Raw genomic sequence first — 3,275 nt, forward strand, 5'->3', positions numbered from 1 at the left:
GTAATTTTATCGTTGGTAAGTAAGCTCATATATTTGTTTAATTTATTGATTATCAACTATAAAGATACAAAATTATTTCTTACTTACCAACTTTCTTATTGATTTTCTTAAACGGAACTCAGGTTAAGAAGTCTGTTCCTAAGAACATTGCAAAGATAAAATATATCTTCGGATTCTAAAGAACGCAATAACTCATTTTACAGGATGGGTCTTTTTATCTTATCCAAAGGTCTTTATGTCTTTTGCCGATTCTTTTGCTATCGACAAATCATATTTCAAATACCTTTCGGTCATTGTAACAGACTTATGTCCCAAGTATTCCTTAATTTTGTATATATCTACACCATCAAGAACCAAAAGCGTGGCGAAGGTATGTCTTGCAAGGTGAGTAATCCCCTCCAAAAGCAAGCAATCCCAAGACAGGGCAAACGACACGCAATCGGTTTAGAATAAGCAAGTTTGATTGATTTTTCCGTCTCGCAGAAAATGCAGAACCGGACATAAAATCGCGGTATTTCAGTTACCAAACCGTTAGCCGGTTGTTACCGGAAAACGGACAGGTAACAGGATACGGACAAAAGAAATCAAATCAGTGTCCTTTGCGCTGTTTGACAGTCTTTTGCATAACAAAGAACGCTTGTACAATGGCTAATTTTGCCACTAAAAATATAAGCGTATGAAAGTAGAAAAATTCAAGGTGTTGCTCTACCTGAAAAAGAGCGGTTTGGATAAATCGGGCAAGGCTCCGGTTATGGGACGCATCACTGTAAACCGGTCAATGGCGCAGTTCGGTACGAAACTGTCCTGCACCCCCGGCTTGTGGAATCCCCGCGAAAGCAGACTGGACGGCAAGAGCCGTGAAGCCGTCGAAGTGAATGCCAAAATCGAGAAACTTTTGCTGGCTGTGCATTCGGCATTTGACAGCCTCGTGGAACGCAAAAAGCCTTTCGATGCAGAATCAGTGAAGGTCTTCTATCAGGGAAGCATGGACGCACAAATGACCCTGCTTTCCCTTCTCGACCGGTACATGGAAGGGTTGAAAGCCCGTGTCGGAATAGACTGCGCTCCAACCACGTTAAGCACTTATGTGTACACGCATCGTTCGCTCGGCAAGTTCATTCAAAAGAAGTTCAAGATGAAAGACATTGCCTTCGGGCAGCTGAACGAGCAATTCATCCGGGAGTATCAGGATTTTGTGTTGAGCGAAGGGTATTCGATGGATACTGTCCGCCATTACCTGGCTATCCTGAAGAAAATCTGTAAGATTGCCTTTAAGGAAGGCCTATCCGAGAAATTTCATTTTGCCCATTACAAGCTGCCTAAACAGAAAGAGACAACCCCGAAAGCATTAAGCCGGGAGAGCTTTGAGAAAATGCGGGACCTGGAGATCCCCCCAAACTACCCTTCAACCCGTTTCACAAGGGATTTGTTCCTTTTCGCCTGCTATACAGGCACATCCTATGCGGATGTGGTCCGCATTACGGGGGAAAATTTGTTTACGGATGAAGAGGGCAGCCTGTGGCTCAAATACGCGAGGAAGAAAACGGACTACCGGGCGCGTGTTAAGCTGCTGCCCGAAGCAATCGCCCTGATTGAGAAATACAAGGATGAAAACAGGGATACCCTGTTCCCGATGCAATCGGCCGACATCGTAAAAGCGAATATGAAAGGTTTGCGGGTTATGGTGGATATAAAAGAGCCAATGACCTACCATTGTTTGCGGCACAGCTTCGCCAGTCTAATCACGCTCGAAGAAGGCGTACCGATAGAAACCATTAGCCGGATGCTCGGACACAGCAACATTCAAACCACTCAAATCTATGCCCGTGTCACTCCGAAGAAGCTCTTTGAGGACATGGATAAACTCATAGAAGCAACCGGCGATTTAAGATTGGTTCTTTAATATTTATTACAAACAAAATAAACAAAAACAGCCATGCGCAGTACATTCAAACAATTATTCTATATCAACCGAGCGAAAGTAAAGTCCGATGGAACGACAGCCGTAATGTGCCGTATCAGTATCGACGGCAAGCAAGCGGTTCTTACAACGGGTATCTACTGCCAGCTCTGCGATTGGAACGCCAAGAAAGGTATAATCAAGACGGAAAGGGAGAACAACCGTCTATCGGAGTTCCGTAACCGGGTCGAACATACCTACGAGCATATACTCAATGAAACGGGCGTAGTGAGCAGCGAACTACTTAAAAATACGATTGTCGGGGTAAACTCTATCCCGACCATGCTGCTCGAAGCTGGCGAAGTGGAGCTGGAACGCCTTCGAGTTCGCTCGATAGAAATAAACTCAAGGTCTACCTATCGGGAATCCCGACTCATGCAATCCAATCTGCAAAGACTCCTTTGTTCCAAGGGGGTGGAGGACATTGCATTTGCAGATATTACCGAAGAGTTCGGAGAGTCGTTTAAAATCTATCTAAAAACAGTACATAACCGAAAGTCTTCCTATATAAACAGAAGCTTGACGTGGCTCAACCGGCTTATCTATATTGCCATTGACCAAGAGGTATTAAGGAGCAATCCGCTTGAAGATGTGCGGTACGAGAAGAAAGAACCCGCCAAGCACCGCTACATAAATAAGCACGATCTAAAGCGGATTATGGAAACACCGTTGAGAGATTCACGGTTGGAGTTGGTACGCAGGGCTTTTATTTTCTCGACCTTGACCGGTCTTGCCTATGTGGACATGCACCGCCTTTATCCGCACCATATCGGCAAAACGGCAGAAGGCAGGCTCTATATCAGAAAACAGCGGGTAAAAACAAATGTGGAAGCATTTATTCCCCTGCACCCGGTAGCGGAGCAGCTACTCATGCTTTACAATACAACGGATGATACAAAGCCTGTATTTCCGTTGCCTGTCCGTGACATGATTTGGTACGATATAAACCAAATTGGTGTTACTATGGGCTTGAAAGAGAATCTCTCGTACCATCAAAGCCGCCACAGCTTCGGGACATTGGCGATTTCGGCAGGGCTTTCGATTGAAAGCATTGCCAAGATGATGGGGCATGCGAATATTTCCACCACACAGGGCTATGCGCAAATCACGGAGCAAAAAATATCGGAAGATATGGACAGGCTAATGAAAAGAAGAAAAACAATGAAAAACAACGCAATTTAAACCGAACAATGTAAGCATTCGGTCAGATGCATCTTTTTTGAGATATTCATAGTCTTTACCTTTGCATAATCAGGAGTTAACAAACATTTAACGAGCAATCAGTTTATGCAAAATGGATTCAGAGTATAAAAAA

The 3,275-nt window shown here is 44.2% G+C and carries 3 protein-coding genes; 2 read left to right on the forward strand and 1 reads right to left on the reverse strand.

Annotation, left to right across the window (positions count from 1 at the left end; all coding sequences use genetic code 11):
* Positions 1-219 precede the first annotated feature (219 nt).
* Positions 220-435 carry a tyrosine-type recombinase/integrase gene (locus ACYPZI_RS15645; protein ID WP_459603257.1) on the reverse strand — a complete coding sequence of 72 codons (216 nt, stop codon included), beginning with the start codon at positions 433-435 and terminating at the stop codon, positions 220-222.
* Positions 436-676: 241 nt separating this feature from the next.
* Between ACYPZI_RS15645 and ACYPZI_RS15650 the strand changes: the two genes are divergently transcribed.
* Positions 677-1,903, forward strand: coding sequence for a tyrosine-type recombinase/integrase (locus ACYPZI_RS15650; protein ID WP_459603259.1), 1,227 nt, complete (start codon positions 677-679; stop codon positions 1,901-1,903).
* 33 nt (positions 1,904-1,936) lie between these two features.
* The gene (locus tag ACYPZI_RS15655; RefSeq protein WP_459603261.1) at positions 1,937-3,142 is read left to right on the forward strand and encodes a site-specific integrase; all 1,206 of its coding nucleotides are present in this window, start codon (positions 1,937-1,939) and stop codon (positions 3,140-3,142) included.
* Positions 3,143-3,275: the final 133 nt, after the last annotated feature.

The organism is Dysgonomonas reticulitermitis, from assembly GCF_054601275.1.

Excerpts from the sequence above, each read along its gene's own strand:
- ACYPZI_RS15650 (WP_459603259.1), top strand. The coding sequence starts at position 677 with ATGAAAGTAGAAAAATTCAAGGTGTTGCTCTACCTGAAAAAGAGCGGT.
- ACYPZI_RS15655 (WP_459603261.1), top strand. The coding sequence starts at position 1,937 with ATGCGCAGTACATTCAAACAATTATTCTATATCAACCGAGCGAAAGTA.